Annotated in this window: 12 protein-coding genes; 8 read left to right on the top strand and 4 right to left on the bottom strand. The window is 62.1% G+C overall.

Translation table 11 applies throughout. The features are described from left to right. Positions 1-66 precede the first annotated feature (66 nt). A complete protein-coding gene (locus LI72_RS10545; protein ID WP_033925810.1) occupies positions 67-810 on the bottom strand; it encodes an IclR family transcriptional regulator in 744 nt (247 codons plus the stop codon). Between the two features lie 86 nt (positions 811-896). Between LI72_RS10545 and LI72_RS10540 the strand changes: the two genes are divergently transcribed. The 6 genes from LI72_RS10540 to LI72_RS10515 all read left to right on the top strand — a co-directional run bounded on the left by LI72_RS10540 (position 897) and on the right by LI72_RS10515 (position 7,882). Further along, entirely contained in the window at positions 897-2,501 is a 1,605-nt protein-coding gene (locus LI72_RS10540; protein ID WP_197051874.1) for an acyl-CoA synthetase, read from the top strand. Positions 2,502-2,545: 44 nt separating this feature from the next. Beyond that, a complete protein-coding gene (locus LI72_RS10535) occupies positions 2,546-3,691 on the top strand; it encodes an FAS1-like dehydratase domain-containing protein (RefSeq protein ID WP_033925808.1) in 1,146 nt (381 codons plus the stop codon). 98 nt (positions 3,692-3,789) lie between these two features. Continuing rightward, positions 3,790-4,956 (top strand): acyl-CoA dehydrogenase family protein, encoded by a 1,167-nt coding sequence (locus LI72_RS10530; RefSeq protein WP_033925807.1) that lies wholly within the window; start codon positions 3,790-3,792, stop codon positions 4,954-4,956. 19 nt (positions 4,957-4,975) lie between these two features. Then, the gene (locus LI72_RS10525) at positions 4,976-5,842 is read left to right on the top strand and encodes an HpcH/HpaI aldolase/citrate lyase family protein (RefSeq protein WP_231562430.1); all 867 of its coding nucleotides are present in this window, start codon (positions 4,976-4,978) and stop codon (positions 5,840-5,842) included. Further along, positions 5,842-7,113 (top strand): acetyl-CoA hydrolase/transferase family protein, encoded by a 1,272-nt coding sequence (locus LI72_RS10520; protein WP_033926291.1) that lies wholly within the window; start codon positions 5,842-5,844, stop codon positions 7,111-7,113. Before LI72_RS10525 ends, LI72_RS10520 begins: the two co-directional genes overlap by 1 nt. Position 7,114: 1 nt before the next feature. Then, positions 7,115-7,882: an enoyl-CoA hydratase/isomerase family protein gene (locus tag LI72_RS10515; protein WP_197051873.1), complete on the top strand. Its 768-nt coding sequence runs from the start codon at positions 7,115-7,117 to the stop codon at positions 7,880-7,882. 137 nt (positions 7,883-8,019) lie between these two features. On the opposite strand, the gene LI72_RS10510 is transcribed toward LI72_RS10515, so the two are convergent. Both LI72_RS10510 and LI72_RS10505 read right to left on the bottom strand, forming a co-directional pair. After that, a complete protein-coding gene (locus LI72_RS10510) occupies positions 8,020-10,383 on the bottom strand; it encodes a TonB-dependent receptor domain-containing protein (protein WP_231562429.1) in 2,364 nt (787 codons plus the stop codon). Positions 10,384-11,368: 985 nt separating this feature from the next. After that, the gene (locus tag LI72_RS10505; protein ID WP_033925803.1) at positions 11,369-12,754 is read right to left on the bottom strand and encodes a M61 family metallopeptidase; all 1,386 of its coding nucleotides are present in this window, start codon (positions 12,752-12,754) and stop codon (positions 11,369-11,371) included. Between the two features lie 500 nt (positions 12,755-13,254). Between LI72_RS10505 and LI72_RS10500 the strand changes: the two genes are divergently transcribed. Both LI72_RS10500 and LI72_RS10495 read left to right on the top strand, forming a co-directional pair. Continuing rightward, complete coding sequence (locus LI72_RS10500; protein ID WP_033925802.1) at positions 13,255-16,314, top strand: TonB-dependent receptor domain-containing protein; 3,060 nt, start codon at positions 13,255-13,257, stop codon at positions 16,312-16,314. Between the two features lie 24 nt (positions 16,315-16,338). Further along, entirely contained in the window at positions 16,339-18,099 is a 1,761-nt protein-coding gene (locus tag LI72_RS10495) for a hypothetical protein (protein WP_052129719.1), read from the top strand. A gap of 12 nt (positions 18,100-18,111) precedes the next feature. Here the strand turns inward: LI72_RS10495 and LI72_RS10490 are convergent, their stop codons facing one another. Next, entirely contained in the window at positions 18,112-19,365 is a 1,254-nt protein-coding gene (locus LI72_RS10490) for an aminotransferase class V-fold PLP-dependent enzyme (RefSeq protein ID WP_052129718.1), read from the bottom strand. Between the last annotated feature and the right edge of the window lie 97 nt (positions 19,366-19,462).

Here is a 19,462-nt window from a genome sequence, read left to right as displayed (position 1 = left end):
TATGGCTTCGCTCGCCAGCGGAGCAATCCATGCACCAACATATCGCCCTGGCGACGCCTACAGAACCTAAAGGCTCTCGGCGATTCCGTCAGCCGCATGAACCAGGGCGTGGCCAAGTACATCGATCCCTGCGCGATCGATCACACTGTCGATGCCGAGCGCAATGAGTGCGTGTGATACTCCCCCCTGCCGTGCCTTCACCGGCGCCGCCACGACCGTTACCCCGGCAATATAGTTGCCGCGATCCAGGCCGTACCCCGTGACGCGTGCCTGCTCCACCTGATCGAGCCAGTCGCCGAAAGCCGGAGGATTGTCCCATCGCAGCGTGGAGAACTTCGCCTTCAGCCGCTCGGCAGGGTGGTTGCCAAATGCGGCTATGCATCGACCTGTCGCGCTGATCAACGCGGGAAAGCGGCTGCCGGGCTCGGCGCTCAGCTGAAAATTGCCACCGCCCTGCGCTGCAGCAACCAGGATGATATGCTCAAGGCCGACCACCTGCACCCCCAACATGGTCACGCCGTGTTCGCGGGCCAGCCGGTCGAGCGAAGGCTGCGCCCGCGCCGCAAAGCCATTCTGCCGCAGCCAGCCACGGGCAAGCGTCAGCACACCGGCTTCCAGGCTGTATCGCTTGGTATTGTCGTCGAAAGCCACCAGTTCCTCATCGACCAGAGCGCGCAGCACATACAGGCAGGTCGATGGTACCAGCGCCAGTTCGCGGGCAATGGCGTTGACCCCCATGGGCTGCGCGCTTTTGCCCAGCAATCGAAGGATGGCGGCGGCACGGGAAATGGCGGGGGCTTTTGAACTCATCACCTGGGCGATCTCCTAATCATTCAATATATCGAATATCATTCTATATTTACAACAGCAAGACCTGAGGGCATGTCTATGCCATCATGAGACTCACCGAACTGACCAGCTTCGCCGATGCCCAGCAGCATGCCAGCAGCGCTGCCCTGTGGGAGTTGTTCGATGGCGATCGGGACCATCTCAACATTGCGCATGAATGCATCCTTCGCCACGCGGACGGGACTGGCCGCGTGGCAGTGCGGATCGCGCATGCAGCAGATCATGAGGGCGGGCGCGACGAAATCCTGACCTTTGACGAGATCGCCGCACAGGCGGCCCGGTTCGCACACTGGCTGGACGCTCAGGGCATCAAGCCGGGCGATCGCATCGCGTTCATGCTCGAACCGTCGCTGTCCTTCTATGTCTGCCTGTTCGGGGCGATGCTGAACGGGGCCATCTCCGTTCCGCTGTTCACGCTGTTCGGCCCGGACGCGCTGCGCTTGCGCCTGGACGACTGCAGACCGCAGATCCTGGTGACCAATGCGGAGAAGGCGGAGGTTGCCCGGTCGGTGGCAGGCGAAGGTTCGCCCAGCATCGTGGTCGCGGATCAGGCGTTCCTCGAACGGCTTTCCGCCTTTCCCGACGAATATCGCCCGCAAACCCGTGCCAATGACATGGCAGTGTTCCAATATACAAGCGGCACCACGCGCGAGCTGCCGGAAGCTGTCAGGCACAGCCACCGCACCCTGGTGACGCTGATGTTTGCCGCGCTTTACGGCACCGGAATCCGGCCGGGCGACCAGTTCTTCTGCCCGTCATCGCCTGCCTGGGGTCATGGCCTGTGGCATGGTACGCTGGCACCCCTGGCGCTCGGCGTGACCACGGGCACCTTTGCGGGTCGCTTTGATCCCGTCCGGCTGATGCAGGCGCTCGCAGACCATCGCATTACCAACATGAGCGCCGCCGCCACCCACTATCGCATGATGAAGAACAGCGGACGCGGCAGCGATTTTGCCTTCGCGCTGCAAAAACTGTCGTTCACCGGTGAGCCGATCGATCCGGCGACGCTGGAGTGGATCGACGCGACATTCGGTGTCCCGGCCTGTTCGATGTACGGAACGACCGAAATCGGCGTGGTACTGGTCAACTATCCCGGTGCCGGCGATTTCCACGTCAAGCCGGGTTCGCTCGGCAAGGCGGTGCCCGGCCAGAGTCTCGAGGTGCAGCGACCCGACGGCACGCCCTGCGACCCGGGCGAAATCGGCGAACTGATGCTGTGGCGCGCCGCCAAGGGACAGCCCGCTGGCTGGATGAGTACCAAGGACCGGGCGCGGATCGACGAAGACGGCTATTTCTACCATTGCGGCCGCGCCGATGACGTCATCATTTCGGCCGGTTGGACAATGAGTGCGGTCGAGATCGAGGCCACCCTGCTCAAGCATCCAGACGTGCTCGAAACCGGCGTGATCGGCGTGCCCGATGATAAGCGCGGCCAGATCGTCAAGGCGTTCATCGTCACCAACCGCACGCCCGACGACGGGTTTGTCCGCGAACTGCAAGACTTCACGCGCGAACGCCTGGCAGCGCACGAATTCCCCAGGACGATCGAGTTCGTTGCCGAACTTCCCAAGACGCCTGCAGGCAAGGTCCATCGCAAGATGCTGCGAGACCGCGAAGCCCTCAAGGCCACGCAAGCCCCTGCCGCTGCGTGAAGCTGCAGATCGATCAACACAAGACCCGATAGGAGACGAAGCCGATGTCCGAAGTGCTGGAGGCCCAGAAAGCCAAATTCCCCAAAATTACCGAAGAGGGGCTTGCCGATCTGCGCAGCCGCGTCGGCGTCAAGATCGAGAACACGGTCGAGCCCTGGAACTACGAGGCGACGCGCGATGCCATCCGTCACTATGCGCATGGCATCGGCGACGACAACCCGCTGTGGTGCGATCCGGAATATGCCGCAAAGACCAAATATGGCACGATCGTCGCCCTGCCCTCGTTCCTTTTTACCACAAGCCGCCTGATCTCGGGCTATTGCGGCGGTCTTTCCGGCGTGCACGCGATGTGGGCTGGCGCGGACTGGACCTGGCACAAGCCGGTGCTGCGTAACGACACCATCCACACCGAAGCCTATCTCAAGGACCTGGTCGAGCATCAGACCCGCTTTGCCGGACGATCGTTCCAGCAGATCTACCATGTCGATTTCTATAACCAGCATGGCGACATGGTGGCAGAGGCCGACAGCTGGGTGTTCCGCACCGACCGCGACATCGCCCGCGAACAGGGCACCAAGTACACGGAAAGCCGCGGCCGCGTGGAGCAGCTCAGCGATGAACAGCTCGCCGAATGGGGCAAGCTGTACGCCAACGAGGAAATCCGCGGCGCCAATCCGCGCTATTGGGAAGACGTGCAGGTCGGCGATGAACTACCCCGGATGATGAAGGGCCCGATGACGGTTACCGGCTTCATCTGCTATGCCCAAGGCTGGGGCGGGCTGTACATTCGCGCCAACAAGCTGGCCTGGCAAATGCAGCAAGCGCATCCCGGCCTGGGGATCAAGAACCGGTTCAACGTGCCCGACTGCCCCGAGCGCGTCCACTGGGACGAAGCCTTCGCGCTCGAAGTCGGTGCACCGGGTGCCTATGACTATGGTCCGGAGCGCAACAGCTGGCTGACGCATCACATCACCAACTGGATTGGCGACGACGGCTTCCTGCACAAGTCGAAATGCCAGATCCGCCGCCACAATCCCGATGGAGACGTCATCTTCATCGACGGCAGCGTGATCCGCAAGTTCGAGGAAAACGGCAAGAAATATGTCGAGATCCAGCAGCAGGCGACCACGCATCGCGGCGAAATCTCCGCATTTGGAACAGCTATCGCAGAGCTGCCCAGCCGCAGCTGATACCCAAGCCGGTACCGATCTGACACGGGGTGCCGGCGGCGCGGACATGCCATCCGCGCCGTCGGCTTCCTCCGTGCAAACAGCCTGGAGGCAGAAAAGTGGATTTCGCTCTCACTCAGGATCAGACGAACATTCGCGAAGCGATCCTGAAACATTGCACGCAATTTCCCGACGAATATTGGCTGGAAAGGGACCAGTCGGGCGAATTTCCAGAAGATTTCTACCGCTCGCTGGCCGATGCCGGATGGCTGGGAATTGCCATGCCCGAACGTTTTGGCGGATCGGGGCTGGGCATTACCGAAGCATCGATCATGATGCAGGCCATTGCCGAAAGCGGTGCCGGCATGAGCGGCGCGTCTTCGGTGCACATCAACATTTTCGGCCTTGAGCCGTTGATCCTGTTCGGCACCGAAGACCAGCAGCAGCGCGCCATCCCCAATATCGTCTCGGGCACCGACAAGGCGTGCTTTGCGGTGACGGAACCCAATGTCGGCCTCAACACCACGCAGCTCAAGGTGCGCGCAGAGCGCAAGGAGGGCGGCTATCTGGTAAACGGGGAGAAGATCTGGATCTCCACTGCGCAGGTCGCCAACAAGATGCTGCTGCTTGCCCGCACGACCCCACTCGATCAGATCAAGCGCAAGACCGAGGGGCTTTCGCTGTTCTACACCGATTTCGACCGGTCGAAGATCGAGACCCGGCTGATCCACAAGATGGGCCGCCATGCCGTCGATTCGAACATGCTCTTCATCGAGGATCTCTGGGTACCCGAGACAGACCTGATCGGCGAGGAAGGTCAGGGATTCAGATACATACTGGAAGGGCTGAACCCCGAACGGGTCCTGCTGGCGGCAGAGGCGATCGGCCTTGGACGCGCCGCGATCCGGAAAGCGGCACGCTACGCCAAGGAACGCATCGTCTTCAACCGCCCGATCGGCCAGAACCAGGGCATCCAGCACCCGCTGGCCAAATGTTGGGCGCAGCTGGAAGCGGCCAACCTCATGACGATGAAAGCGGCAACGTTGTTCGACAAGGGCGAGGATTGCAGCGTCGAGGCCAATACCGCCAAGTATCTGGCGGGCGAGTTCGCCTTCGAGGCCTGCCACACCGCGATGCTGTCCATGGGCGGCATGGGTTATGCGCAGGAATATCATGTCGAACGCTATCTGCGCGAGAGTCTGATCCCGCGCACTGCCCCGGTCAGCCCGCACATGATCCTGAATTTCCTGGCAGAGAAGGTGCTCGACCTTCCCAAATCCTATTGAGGGCAAGGCAATGCAGCAGATGAGGATGCGATCATGGCTGTTCGCCCCGGGCGATAGCGACAAGAAGATGGGCAAGGCGCTGGGCGGCCCCGCCGATATCGTCATCCTCGATCTGGAGGACGCGGTGTCGACGGATGCCAAGCCCCTGGCAAGGCAGCTGGTGTGCGCGTTCCTGCAGGAAAATGCACAGGACCGCGCCCGCATCTGGGTGCGGGTCAATCCGCTGGATGGCCCGCATACGCTGGATGATCTGGTTGCCATCATGCCGGGCAAGCCGGGCGGCATCATGCTGCCCAAGGTTTATGGCCGGGCCGATGTCGAACTGCTGGACAACTATCTTACCGCATTCGAGGCGATGCATGGTATCGAGCGGGGATCGACCCCCGTGATCGTCCTGGTGACAGAGACTGCCGAGGCGATGTTCCATACCGGCGACTACAAGGGCGCACCACGCGTCGTTGCCCTCACCTGGGGGGCGGAAGATCTTGCCGATTCCATCGGGGCGAGCAGCAATCGCAATCCGGATGGCAGCTATAGCTTTACCTACGAGCTGGCCCGCAGCATGACCGTGCTTGGCGCAGCAGCCGCCGGTGTTGCCGCAGTCGAGACGATCCAGGGCGATTTCCGCGATCTGGAGGCCCTGCGCCTGCGGGCCGAAAAGGTTCGGCGCGACGGGTTCAGGGGCATGCTCGCCATTCACCCTGCGCAAGTCGATGTCATCAACGCGGCCTTCACCCCTGCCGAGGACGAACTGGCCGAGGCGCGAGAGATCGTGGCGTTGTTTGCGGCCCATCCGGGTGCGGGAACCATAGGCTGGAAAGGCGGCATGCTCGACCGACCCCACCTTTCGCGCGCGCAGGCCCTGCTGGCGCAGGTCGGCGAGTGATGCGCACGGAAACGAGCCCGGAAGCACTGGATCTTGCCATTTGGCTGAAGCCGGGCGACCGGATCGTGATGGGCCAGGCGTGCGGCGAGCCATCGACCCTCGTCGCTGCCCTGGTTGCCCAGGGCAGCGCCATCCCGGGCCTTAGCGCGTTCATCGCCACCAGTTTCTCAGGCGCGTTCCGCCCCGAGAGCGCTGCCAGCTTCGCCCTGTCCAGCATGGGCGCAATCGGCCAGCTGCGCAGCATGAGCAAGGTCGGCAAGCTTGCCGTCATTCCCTGCCATGTGAGCCAGGTCGGCCCACTGATCCGGGCGGGCATCATCGGCTGCGATGTGGCGATGATCCAGGTCAGCCCGGCGGACGAGAACGGAAATCACAGCTGCGGCCTGATTGCCGACCATGTCCGCGATGCCGTGTCAAAGGCGCGCGTCGTCATCGCCGAAGTCAATGCGGCCGTGCCCTATACCTTTGGCGAGACCATTCATGCCTCGGAAATCGACGTTGCCGTCCATTGCGACCGGCATCCCGTCGAGGTTGCACCCGCACCGATCAGCGAGACCGATGCTGCCATAGCGCGCCACTGTGCCGAGTTCATCGGGGATGGTGCCGTGATCCAGACCGGCGTCGGCGCGGTGCCCGACGCCATCCTGCGTCTGCTGGGCGACCGCAAGGATCTGGGCGTCCATTCGGGCATGCTGGGCGACGGCCTGGCAGAACTGGCCGAGGCCGGCGTGCTGACCAACGCCCGCAAGGAGATCGACCCGGGTGTTTCGATCAACGGTGCGCTGATCGGGACGCGCAAGCTCTATGATTTTGCGGATCGAAATCCGGCTATCCGCATGGCGCCAGCCAGCTATACTCATGATGCTGGTGTGCTGGCCCGCTTGTCGCGACTGGTATCGATCAATTCGGCGATGGAGATCGATCTGACCGGCCAGGTCAACGCCGAAGCATCGGGCAACAGCTATGTCGGCGGAACCGGCGGCCAGGTCGATTTCGTCAGAGCCGGGGCTCGTTCTCCGGGCGGACATGCGCTCACCGCGTTGTCAGCCACTGCCAAGGGCGGCAGCGTCAGCAAGATCGTGCCCGTGCTCTCCGGACCGGTCACCACGGCGCGAAGCGAGGTCGATGTGGTCGTTACTGAGTTCGGAGCGGCGGAGTTGAAGGGGCGCAGCCTGGCCGAACGCGCCAAGGCGCTGGTCGCCGTTGCCCATCCCGATTTCCGCGAAGCACTGGACCGCGACGCGTACGCCATTGCCCAGCGAGGCTTCTGACATGACCGATGCCGTGACGTATGACCGCAGCCACGATGGCATTGCGGTGCTGACGATAAACCGCCCCGACCAGCGCAACTGTCTGAGCCGCGAAGTGCGCGAGGGACTGCGCGCGGCGTGGGCGCAGTTCGAGGCCGACAGGGAGGCCCGGATTGCCATCCTGACCGGCAGCGGCGACAAGGCCTTTTGTGCCGGCGGTGATCTCAAGGAAATGGTCGAGACAGGGTTGAAGACGCCTCCCCGCGACATGTTTCCCGTGCCTTACGAAAATCTGCGCCTGACCAAACCAACCATTGCGGCGGTCAATGGGGCAGCGTTTGCAGGTGGATGGATGGTCGCTCAGGCCTGCGACCTTTGCATCGCCTCGACCAATGCGCAGTTCGGCATCACGGAAGTACGCGTCGGCCGCGGTTCGCCCTGGTCTGCGCCGCTGATCCACATGATCCCCCAGCGCATCTACATGGAGATTGTACTGACGGGAAAGCCGATCAGCGCGCAGCGCGCTTATGAGATCGGGCTGGTCAATCGGCTTTGCCAGCTTGGCGAGGCATTGAATTGCGCGATCGAGCTGGCGCGAGAGGTTCTCGCAGGTGCACCTCTGTCAGTGGCTGCCGCGCGCGAGACGGTTATGCTGGCCACCGAAATGGGGCGTTCCGCAGCCCTGGATGCAGCCTATGCGGTGCACGAAAAGGCCTATAGCAGCCAGGACGCCCAGGAAGGGCCGCGTGCGTTTGCCGAAAAGCGGACACCGCAATGGAAGGGTGAATAGCGCCGATCGCTGGCGATTGGGCAACCATGGCGGCGATTTGCCCCTGACGCTGCGGCCCCGGACGCCATCGATTACCCCCGCCGGCGCGGCAACCACATGGCTGGCATGCGGCACCGGGCTCGACGGGGGTGCAATCGTCAGAAGAAGAACCGCGCCGATGCCGAGATGGTCCGACCATAGATGGTCCGTGCCATGACGACGCCGGAAGCCGGAAGCGCCCCATCGAGAATGTCGGTGATGCCGCGGGTATTGAACAGGTTGCTGGCATTCAAGCTGAACTCCAGCCCCTCCATCGGTCGGACCTGTGCGAACATACCGACCGTGGTGTAGCCGGGCATGACCAGCTGGTTTACATCCTGGGCAAAGCTTTTGGTAATGCCTACAACATTGGCACCGACAGAGAAGAAGTCGCTGTCATATTGCGGGCGCAGACCGAACATCAGCTTGGGTTGATGACGCGGCGTATTGCCCACCAGCGCAGGGACTTCGGCTGCATCGATTTCAGCCTCTGTATAGGTGGCATGAGCGGTCAGGCTGAAAGGACCCCGGCGGATTCCGCCTTCGAACTCGAGACCATAAGCCTTGTAGGACCGGGTCACGGCGACCAGGATCGTCTGTCCCGTTGCTGCATTGTTCACGATCTGCGAGTTGGTTTCGTCGGTCAACGCGTAGAAGCCGGTCAGGTTGAGAACCAGCCCCTCCTTGCGATACTTCAGCCCCAGCTCTGCCTGACGCACGGTATCATGACCGGCGCTGCGGTTGATCAGATCGCCCGTCGTCCCGCTGATGGCCGGCGTGAACAGGATCTTGTCGGCACCCGCCCGGCCACCACGGCTGTAGCGACCGAACATCGAGAAGGATTCCGACACGCGATAATTCGCGCTGAGCGAATAGGACACATAATCATGGTCATAGCGAACCGGCGCCGTGACCCCGACAGGAATGAACGCGACGCGATTTTCCGGAGCCGAGATAACGCCGTCGCCGTTCATGTCGAACCGCTTGGTAGCGCTGTCGTTGATGACATTGCCACGCACACGGACATTGTCCCAGCGCACCGAACCGCCGATCGCAATCTTGCCAGCGGCAAAGTTGAAGGACGCAAACGGAGCAGTGATCTGGTAGTTCAGGTCAATGTTCTTGGCATTGCCAGGTGCGCCCGGCGAACCATAGATTAGAACGCCGTTCTGGGTCAGTGGAATGCCCGAGCCGGTCCTGAGCGCGAGCGGCACTGCGGTGCCGTTGCTGACAGCATCCTGAAAATAGGACGTGAAGCCCGCTTCCGACACGAATTCCTGGCGGGAGCGGTACATTCCCGCCGTCGTGGTCAGGTTTCCGCCACCGAGATCCCACACGCGGCTAACGCGCAGGTCGTTGGTCATGTTGCTGACATCCGGCGCGTCAAAGTCGGCATTGAACGAAAGCACAGCCAGGCGGTTGCCATTGGCATCCAGTGCCTGGCCAGCACGCGGCCCGGCGGCATAGGTGAACGCACCGCCTGGTCCTGCACTTGCGGCGGCCAAAGCGGCGGCCGGCGCCGCTGCCGACTGGAACACGATGGTATTGAGCAACGACTGGTCAGCATAGCGGAAGCGGTTGGCGACCGTCCATTCGCCCAGATTGAATTGTGCATCGAAACCGAGCGACTTAGCCTTGGCGCGGTTGCCATTGGCAAGATTCCGGGATGTCGGCGTACCGGAGGCGCCGAGACGCAGCGAGGCTGGGAGATTGAGCGAAAGCAGGGACCCCCGACGGCTGTCCGTGCCGACAGGATCGGCAAACTTGGGGTCGGCATTGGTGCCCGTGACCAGTAACGGGGTGTTGATGATTGTCGGCGTGCGATCATCCAGCACCTTGGCATAGACACGGATATATCCGCTGTCGAACTGCTTGGTGACGTTGAACTTCATCTGCCCGCCGCGCATCGCGTTGTAGCCGGTTGCGCGAGGGCCTTCGCCTTCGCGGTAGAAGCCGCCGACATGGAAGCGCCAACCATCACCAAGACGGCCGCCATAATCGAAATCGGTGCGATAGCTTTCATAGTCGACGCCGATGGTGCCCATGACCGATCCGCCTTCGACCTCGCCGGTCTTGGAAATCAGGTTGATAACACCACCGGGCGCATTCGACGCAAAGGTCGAGGCCGATCCGCCGCGGATCGATTCCACCTGCGCCACATTCAGGTCGACGCGAAGGAAATTGTCCGGATTGAGCCCCTGAAGGTCGCCGAATTCGAGGACCGGCAGGCCATCTTCCTGCAACTGGATATACTTGCTGCCGTCATTGACCAGCGGCAGGCCGCGAACCGTATAGTCGTTATTGGCTTCGCCACCGCTGGCTTCCACGCGAATGCCGGGAATGTTGCGGAACAATTCGCCCATCGAACGCGGAGCGATCGAAATGATATCGTTCTCCTTGATCGCGCTAGTGGACGTAGCACTGTTCAGGCGATCGCGTCCGCGTGCCACGCCAGTGGTGACCACGTCGTCTTCATCGACCATCCTGCTGGCTTCCCATGCGGTACGCGGTTCACCTTCTTGAGCGAAAGCAGGTTCCGCTGCCGCATTGACTATGACAACTGCCAAGACAGCTACGGAATTTACAAGATGATCTTTTAGAATGTTCATTTTATGCCCCGTTTGACCGTTCCCGATCGTCCTATTTTCGGACACTTAAATCATGGTTAACGGCATCTGCGGCAGCGGATGCATCGCGACAAAAGCCCGTGGCAGAATGAATCTTGATTTTGGCGCCCCAGAGCGGAAGCCTCATGGGGTGACCGGCACGCTGAACCAGCCGACTTCCAAGTTTGCTTCAAATCACTTTCTCTGGTTTTCTCTCGGGTTATCGGGATGGAAGCAGACTTGCAATCCGCTTCACCCTCCTGCTGCAAGCGGCTGATAATGCGATCGGCCCCGCGCAGCTGGGCGGTTAAAATTGCTGATCAATAGGACAGCTCAAGCCCGATATCGCTGTAGCGATTTGTCCTGATTGTTCGAGCCCCCCCTCTCAATGCGCATCAAGTGCACCCTTGGGCAAACAGATTGGTGTTTGATTCTGTTGTTGAACGGGCACACTTCAACACAATTATTGGTTCGCCGTTACGAATTCGGTGCGCCGTAGTGGATTACTGGCGTTTTATATGCCGAATTTGTCCATGCCAGAGCGGCAATTTCAACTTTCTGGTATGCATGGGGACTCTGAGATTTCGCACCATCGTTAATCTGCAAAGCTCATGACGCATAACCTTTCGTACAAATTTCTATTTTATATAATAGAATATTGATATTTATATTTTGCTGCTTGCCAAACGATAAATGTGTAATTGACTGTTAACTACAAATTTGTAAGTAGAAAAATTTCTCTAATTCAACCAATATCCACCAGGGGAGCATAAAAAAATCTAAATGTCATAAATTTAAATTTCACTACGATAATCTCAATTGGACAGACTCGACAAAATTCAGCCCTGTTGCTGTTCCAGCACTACCAGTTCTGGCAGTCTGTCGGACCTATACCGTCGCGAATTTTCCAGACATAGCCCGGCCTCGGCTTGCCGCCGGTTTCGAACTCGGTGGCGATCGCCTCCAGACAGGGTCCGAACCCGTCGCTGGCAGGCGCGGCCATATCCTCTCCGTTCAGGATGATGCGTTCGAACCGTTCGCCCTCGTCGTCGCCCAGTATCTGGCTGACAGCATCGGTCCAGTAGCGGTGGTCGATGGTCCTGCCGCTTTGCCGATCGCGGAACAGCCGGAACAGCAGATCCTCGAGCTTGCTCTTGCCACGCGTCCGGGCCCGAATGCGCGAATCGAGATCGGCAAAATAGAAGGCACCACGTTGATAGGGCATGTGACGAATGCGGTCGTCGCCGAAGCCGATCCTGGTGATGTCCGCAGCCGACATCCCGCGGGCCGGGTTGATGAAATAGTCGCGCGCCAGCTTGTTCACGCCATCCCGATAAGCCTCCAGCCCGACAAATCCGCCGCGAAATGGCAGGATGTATTCGTAATAGGTGGTCAGCCCTTCTGAAAACCAGCTCGATACGCCCTGGGGTGCATCTATCCCCCCGACCCATTGGTGGATCATCTCGTGAAACAGCGTGCTGCGCGGCGCCAGGGGTGGTTCGTCGGGCTTGAGGGGACCGCGCGAGAGCATGAACGAGTTGTCGAGCGCTGTCGCACCCCCAAAAGGCGCCTGCTCGAGGAACCGCATGAAGACCCGATATTCCGGCTGTTCCAGATAGCCGAAATACTGCTTGAGATATGCATAGGCACTGGCCGTCCACGCCATGTCGCGGGGCGCATCGAACACTGGCTTGCCCAGCCAATAGGCATGAAGTCCGCCGGGCCGGGGTTCGCCCTGAGGAAAGCGTCCGACCGGTCCGGCGATATACCAGCCTTGCATCAGGCCCGCGATGGGTCCTCGAAAGGCGAAGTCGCCATCGCCGAATGTGCTCGCCGCCGAGACATTTCCTTCCAGACCCGTCAGATCCCAATGGATCGAAGCTGCTACGGGTCGGTCCAGTCCGGGCACCAGCAAAAAGCCTGACCCTGCGCCTGCAAGCCCACCGCCCACCGCACGGATGCCGAATGGGGGGCCGTTGCGCCCGCCCGGCGGCTGCACCACGGCCGTGTAGCGCAGTGTGAACGGACACTCGACCAAACGGTCAGCGGTGAAATGGCGAAAATAGGGAAATCCGCCGGGTGCAGGCGGATCATCGCGGATGGCAAGCTTGACGGGCCCTGCCGGATCTTCGAGCGTGATCGCCTGCATTCGATCGGCAATCCCGTCCACCGCCGCATAGACAATCGGTGCAGCCAGGCTGAAATCGCGGCCCACGCAATCCGGCTGGCTGGCTTGGCCAATCGTCATCCTGACATCGAGTGCCGTTACCTCGCCTGCAGCTGCAACAGGTCGCAAGACCAGCCTAGCGGGAATTGGAGCCTCTTGCCCGAGCGCGGCCTGCCCTGCGAAAGCGAAGAAACAGGCCGCAAGTGGCGGTAATAGACGGACAGAACGCATGGTAGCCCTCGCTCAGCAATGATCGCCTCCAAGAATGACCCAGTCGCGAAGCAAAGTTTATGCGGAATCCGGCCGGGTCCGGGATCCCCAGGCTGACATCAGGCCGCAGGGCCACAGGATGCACGCGTTGCCCGTCTCAAAGCGGCCGCCAAAAGCCCACGGAAGCGCGATTCCGTCAAACATGGCCACGCCGCATAAATAATGCGGACGGCGCAGCCCACCGGTTCAGATCGAATATAATTTCGGGCCAGCGCCTCATATCGTTACGAGGATCGATCGGATCGGCCAATCCCGCCGCGCGAGCAGGATGGCCCGGACCCGCACTCGCCAACAACAAGGGGGCAAAAGCCATGACGACCGCCAGCACCGAACTGAAACTTCGCCTGATGACGGCCAGCGCCGCCTTCGCGCTGGTCTGTCCAATCACGCCGGCAATCGCCCAGACCTCCGCGGCGGCGGCAGAACCGGAAACGCTAGCGGAGAGCAACGAAGCAACTGGCGATGCCATTGTCGTGACCGGCTCTCGCATCCGCCGATCGGACCCCGAAACCAGCGCGCCAGTCTTTGTCGTCGATCAGCAATCGCTCACCGATCGCGGCTTCGTTTCTGCAGCTCAGGCCCTGAACAACGTCACGTCCATCCGCCCTGCACTCAACCAAGCGGCTGGCGATGGCTCCTCGGCGGGCAATGGGCAGCAATTCCCCAATCTGTTCAACCTTGGCCCTGGCCGCACGCTGACCCTGATCAACGGTCGCCGCATGGTGACCAGCTCGAGCGGTCTCGGCGATTCACAGGTTGATGCCAACATCATACCGGTGGGCCTGCTGGAGCGGGTCGAGATCGTCGAGGGCGGCGGCGCGGCGGTCTATGGCTCCGATGCGATCGCAGGCGTGGTCAACTATATCCTGCGCAAGAATTTCAGCGGGATAGAGCTGGACTTGCAGACCAGTCTGTCATCGCGCGGCGATTATCCGGTGCACAGCCTTCGCGCGACGCTCGGCCAGAATTTTGCCGAGGGACGCGGCAATTTTGCGGTGAACATCGAATATACCCAATCGCCGATCCTGCGCTTTGCCGATCGTCCGCTCAGCAACCTGGCGCGCATCACCCAGACCAATGCCGCCGATACCGGCCCCAATGACGGCATCCCCTCGGTCCGCGAGATCATCCCGGCGCATTTCTGGAACTTCAACACCAATGGCGTCATCTTCACCGCGCCTGCCCCGCCGCCCAATTTTCTCGCGCGGCTGAACGGCAACGCACTGCAGTTCGCGCCCGATGGCAGCGTGGTGACCTATGATCCCGGCACGATCCTGGGCATTCCCTTTGCGCAGGGCGGACAGGGCTTTCGCTATTCCGACCTCGCGGCACTGCGCACCGGGGTCGAGCGCCTGAGCGTCAATGCACTGGCGCATTACGACATCACCGACAATGTCACGCTGAACTTCGAGTTTCTTGCGGCGAGGACGACGGGGTCGGAAATTCCGCAGGGCGAAAGCCGCACCGTGCTGAACAGTGCCGCGAGCAATGCCGGGGCGATTGCCTTCACCATCAACAACCCGTTCCTTTCCGCACAGGCCCGGACGGCGCTATCCACCAACCGCCCCGGCTTTGCCGCCGGTGCGCCGCTGTTCCTCTCTAAGGTCTTTACCGATCTGGTGCCGAGCGAGGTCACCGACAACCAGACCCAGACCTATCGCGGACTGCTGGGGCTGGAAGGCAAGTTCTCTGCCGGAGATCGCGATTTCTACTGGTCGGCATCCGGCTCCTATGCGCGCGTCGAAGGCGGGTTGAGCCGCTGGCGCGTCAACAATGCGCGGTTCAACAATGCGATCAACGCGGTGCGCACCGCCAGCGGATCGATCGTCTGCGCCATCAATGCCGATGCCAGCACCGCCAATGACGACCCGAACTGCGCACCGATCAACCCGTTCGGCAACGGCAATGTCGGCGCAGCCGCCCGCCGCTATGTCAGCGTCCTGACCGGCCAGGATTATGTGAACATCCAGAAGGATTTCCTGGCGACCTTTGGTGGCGACCTGGTGAAATTGCCCGGTGGAACCGCAGGGTTCAGCCTGGCCTACGAACATCGCGACGAATCGGCGCGGTTCACGCCTTTCCTGGCCAACCAGCTCGGTACCTTCGGTGTTGGCACGCGCGAAATTCCACAGGCCGGTGGGTACAATACCGATGAATTCTCCGCCGAGCTGCTCGTGCCGCTGATCGGCGGGGACTTCACCCTGCCGCTGGTCCAGTCGCTCGAGGTCACCGGGGCTTATCGCCATGTAGACAATTCGGTGGCGGGCAAGGAAGACGTCTGGAATGTCGGCGTCCGCTGGAAGCCCATCGAAGACATCACGCTGCGCGGATCGCGCGGCCGCAATTTCCGTGCGCCGACATTGACGCAGCTGTTCGCCCCCTCTTCCAGCGCGCTGGCATCGACGGGGCAGGACCCATGCGATGCCGACCGTATCAATGGCGGCCCCAACCCCGCCCAGCGCCGCGCGAGCTGCCTGGCGCTGTTCCGCGCGAACCCGCTCTATGGCACGGGCGCGACCGGAGCGGCTGCCGTCGGTGCCTCGGCCGAGGTGCGTCTGGCGAGCTTCCAGAACCCTTCGGAAAACTTCACCCGCGCGCTGGTCACCACCGGCGGCAACCCCAATCTTCGCAACGAGATTTCGGATACGCTGACCTATGGCATCGTGATCCAGCCCCGCTTCATCCCCGGACTGACAATCACCGCCGACCGCGTGAAGATCGACCTGGAAGACGGCCTTTCGGCCTTTGCGACGGACAGCTTCACCGCCGCCTGTTACGACGATCCGAACCCCGATCCGGCCGTCTGCGCCGCCTTCACCCGTCTGGCGGCCGGCAACGGCACCGATCCGGGCGGCACGATCATCACCGGCACGACGACGACCTTCAACGCGGGCGTGATCCGCTATCGCGGCGAGAACTACAATCTGAACTATGTCTTCCCGCTTGCATCGGTGTTCGGCGGCGAGGGCGATCTGGGGCGGATGGAGATCAACGTCACCGCCACGCACAACACGCTGCTGACCACATCGGTCACCGGCACCACCTTTACCCGCACCGACGGCACCGTTCAGTCGCCCGAATGGGTCGGCAGGTTGGACCTCGCCTATGCCAAGGGTCCGCTGCGGCTGACCTATCAGCTCTTCTATCTCGACGAGGTGCTTGCCGCCCCCAATGCGACGATCGAGAACAATCCCAACCCGGTGATCGGTAAGAACATCACGCACTCGATCTCGGCCCAGCTGGACATCGGCAACCTGCAATTGCGCGGTGGCATCACCAACCTCACCGATCGTGGACCGTCCTATCCCAATATCGCCTATGGCGATATTATCGGCCGCCAGTTCTTCGTCGGCGCGCGGATGAAGTTCTGAGCCCTCGGACGGTCTGAGCTGACAATGGGTATCCGCAGCTGGGCGAAGATGGGCAATGCGGCGCGACCACGCGACCAGTGGCGCTGGGCACTGGCGCTCGTCCTGCTGCCCAGCCCGGCCCTGGCCGCGGGCGATCCGTCACTGGCGCTAACCCTTGCCCCTCAATCGGAAGGGTCGAACGCTGAGATCGGTCAGCTTGCCGTCACAATGCGGCTGACCGACTCGGCGGTAACGGATGGGGTGCTGGTGAGCCTTCCCCATGTCGTGACCAATGTCGACACCAACGCCCTTGGCTTGAGACACGTCACGGCCCGCGACGAGAGCGGACCGTTGCCGCTGACGGTGCGCGATTTCGAGACATCTGCCGGGACGATCCGCCAGTGGGTCGTCGCTCGTCCCGCTCGCGGTCCCGTCACGCTCACCTTTACGGCTCCGGCCTTTGCCCCAGCCGGAACGCGCGGCGCCGCCCCGCCGCTCGAGCTGCGCAACGACGCAGGCGCGGTTTCGGGAAATCTCGGCATCCTGCTGCCGCTGCCGCACGATGATCGTCCCTATCGCTTTTCGCTGGACTGGGCGCTTCCGGGCGATGCCGGCACTCTGCGCGCTGCCAGTTCGCTGGGGCTGGGCGACCGCACCGCGCCCGATCCGATGGCCCTAGCCGATATCCGCCGGGTCTATGTGATGGCGGGCCGCATCGGCACCTATCCGGATGCTGCCGCAGCCCCGTCGGGGTTCTTTGCCGCATGGCAGGGACAGCCCGGCTTTGCCATCGCCCCGCTGATGGCCTGGACCGAGACGCTTTATGGCCATTATGGCAGGCTGTTTTCGGTGACCGAGCCGCAGCCTTATGGCGTGTTCATGCGGATGAACCCGGTCAATCCTGGGGGCGGCATCGGGCAGTATCACTCGTTCGTCACCACTTTTGGCGAGCAGCGCGGCAATGACCCGGAAGAGCTGAAATTCACGCTTGCGCACGAAATGTTTCATACGCTGCAGCCCTATATCACCGATCCCGACGGGCTGGCCTCGTCCTGGTTCAACGAAGGGCTCGCAGTCTTCTACCAGCGCACATTGCCGCTGCGCTTCGGCATGATCACGCCCGATGCGTTTCTAGCCGATCTAAATTTTCATGCCGCGCGGCTTTATACCAGCATTAAGGCCGATACCCCCAACGACCAGATTCCTTCACGCTTCTGGGCCGATACCCGGGTACGCACCCTACCCTATGATCGTGGGTCGATGTATCTGGCGACCATCGACTGGCAGATGCGCAGCGCCTCGGGGGGCGCCAAGTCGCTCGACGATCTGATGCTGGCGATGCTGTCCCTGCAGAAGCAGGGGCCCAAGGTGTCAGTCGATGACTGGCGCGAACTGCTGCGCCGCGAACTGGGTGAAGAGGCCGCACGCGGCGTCGACCGGGCTCTGGCGGGCGAGATCCCCCTTCCCGAAAGCGACGCCTTCGGCCCGTGCTTCCGCCGCACGACCAAAGACCTCAAGCGCTATGATCTGGGCTTTGCGCCGGAAGCGCTGGTCAGTTCGCCGCGCATCATCAGAGGTCTGGTGCCAGGCTCCGCCGCCGAGGAGGCAGGATTGCGCGAAGGCGACGAGATCCTGCGCCCGGTCGGCCAGGATGGCTTGCAGGGCGAGCAGGCCGGCGTGCTGACGCTTGCGATCCGCCGCGATGGCATCGACCGCACCATCAGCTATGTGCCGCGCGGCGAGACGGTTGCTGCCTGGCAATGGGAGCGCGTTCCCGGCGTTCCGGACGATCGCTGCGCGCGCTAGCGGCGTGCGCGCTTATCCGTTGCGCAGTTCGGGCCGCTTGAGCAGATCGATCAGCGCGTCGATATCCGCCATGCTGTTGAACACCGATGGCGTGACGCGAAAGCGGTTGCGCGATACCGTCAGCCGGATCCTTGCCGCCGCAAGCGGGGCCCTGAGCCGTTCGGCCGCGTTGGCCAGGGTGAAGGTGGCCAGCGGCGTCCGAGCCTCTTCGGGGCTGGCCAGCGCGTAACCGAGGCGTGGCAGTTCCTGCTTCAACCGCTGCACCATCGGCTGAACCTGGGCCTGAATGCGATCTGGCCCCATGGCGTGCAGAAGATCGAGCGACGTGTCGAGGATCGCCGCCGTGCTGTGCGAAAAGGTACCCTGAGCAAAATAGCCCATGGCGGTTTCGGCAAAGCTGTAATCGGCCACCGCATCGCCGGGCGGGTCGAGCGGATAGACATGCGAGGTAAAGCTCTGCACGCCATAATAGCCGGCACTGGGGCGGCGCAGACCGGCCAGCCGGTCCTTGCGCACATACAGAAAGCCCAGGCCGAAATCACCCATCAGCCATTTGTAGCTGGCGCAGGCGGCAAAATCGACGCCGCTCGCCCTGACGTCCAGCGGGATACAGCCTGCCGCATGGATGATATCGGCATAGACCATCGCGCCTGCCGCATGCGCGATCTCGCATATCCGCGCGAGATCGTGGGCAAAACCGTTATAGGTCGACACCAGCGACAGCGCGACCAGCCGCGTGCCCTTGCGCACGGCGGCCTCGACATGCTCGATGCGGATCCGGCCATCGACCGCCCGCACCCAGCTGACCTCGCAACCCTGCCGTGCCATCTCGCCATAGATCGGGAACGAGCCGAAAAAATGCAGCGTATCGCTGACGATATGCGCGCCGCGTTCGGGCAGGCCCAGCGCGCGCAGCACCATCTGCTCGGCTGCGCTGGTGCTGGGGACGAAGGCGATCTCGTCCGCGTCCGCATTGATCAGCCGCGCAAACTTGGCGCGCACCAAATCGTCATCCGGGCGCGGCGACGGCACCGCAGGGTCGAGCGCACGGCGCGCCAGATAGTCATCACCCGCCTTGCGCGCCACCTTCGGCAGCGGATGCTGCGAACCCGAATCGAGATAGATAAGCCCGCCGGTATCGAACTGCTGCGGATCGCTGAGCGTCGCGATGGCCGCCTGCGCATCGAGCCGCTGCGGCACCAGCGGAACGGCCACCGCCGCAGCCGCGCTGGCAGCGAGATATTGGCGGCGCGTCATCCGGTTCATGGCAATCCTTCCCATCGTCGTCGCCACAGGTTGGCGAAAGACAGTATCGGCGGATAGCAGGCCTGGATCGGGGTTTCTCGCCCCGCATCGGCTGCAC

It is taken from the genome of Sphingomonas sp. 35-24ZXX (genome assembly GCF_000786215.1).
Lineage (GTDB): Bacteria > Pseudomonadota > Alphaproteobacteria > Sphingomonadales > Sphingomonadaceae > Blastomonas.
The sequence above is the reverse complement of the archived record's forward strand: the minus strand, read 5'-3'. Positions and strand labels throughout refer to the sequence as shown.